This window comes from Acidocella sp. MX-AZ02 (assembly GCF_000306035.1).
Classification (GTDB): Bacteria; Pseudomonadota; Alphaproteobacteria; order Acetobacterales; family Acetobacteraceae; genus Acidocella; species Acidocella facilis.
Genome location: NZ_JH976243.1, coordinates 1 through 862 on the forward strand (window position 1 = coordinate 1; position 862 = coordinate 862).

Here is an 862-nt window from a genome sequence, read left to right on the forward strand (position 1 = left end):
TCTTCCATCACGTCGCGCACGATCGCCGCCCGCGCCGCCTCGGCCGTGTCCTCGAACCGGNTCGCGCCCCGCGCTTCATAGGCCGCCAGCCCCGCCGCCGTGCGGTGCCGCCCAAAATCCACCGAGGCCGCCCGTTGCCAGTCCTCGCGCTGCCGGCGAATCTCCTCCAGCTCGACAAAGCCCACACGCTCGGCCACGACGCGGAACGCCGCCCCCGGCCCGATCGGCTGCAACTGCTCGGGATCGCCCACCAGCACGATCTTGGCCCCCGCCGCATCCGCCGCCTGGATGAACCGCGACAATTGCCGCGATCCCACCATCCCCGCCTCGTCGATCACGAACACGTCCTTGGGGCCAAGCTGGTCGAACCCGCGTTCCCAGCCCCGCTCCCACGATGCCAGCGTGCGCGACGCAATCCCGGCACTCTCTTCCAGCCCCTCCGCCGCCTTGCCCGCCAGCGCAGCACCTTGCACCCGGTAGCCTTCCGCCACCCACGCCTCACGCGCCGCCGCCAGCATCGTGCTCTTGCCCGCACCCGCCAGCCCCACCACCGCCGCGATGCGTTCGCGCCCGGTAATATGCGCCACGGCCTGGCGCTGCTCCTCGCTCAACCCTTTCCCGCCAGCGCGCCGGATCGCACCATCCTGCCGCGCCAGCGCTGCCTCCACCCGCGCGGCCTGAACGCCAAAACTCCACCCCTCCGCCATGCGATCGGCACTCTCCGCCATGGCACGCTCAACCGCCACCAGCTCCCGCGTCGAATACCGCGCCGGCGCGATCACACGCCCCGCCGCGTCAACCTGCTCGGCCTGCAACTCGGCCAGCGCCGGGGACGCCATCACCTGCGCCAGCGCCGCTTGGA

General features: G+C 72.2%; 1 protein-coding gene. It reads right to left on the reverse strand.

What is annotated here, in order from left to right:
- Positions 1-839: AAA family ATPase (locus MXAZACID_RS17320; protein ID WP_240376735.1), on the reverse strand; the 839-nt coding region annotated here is incomplete at its 3' end.
- Positions 840-862: the final 23 nt, after the last annotated feature.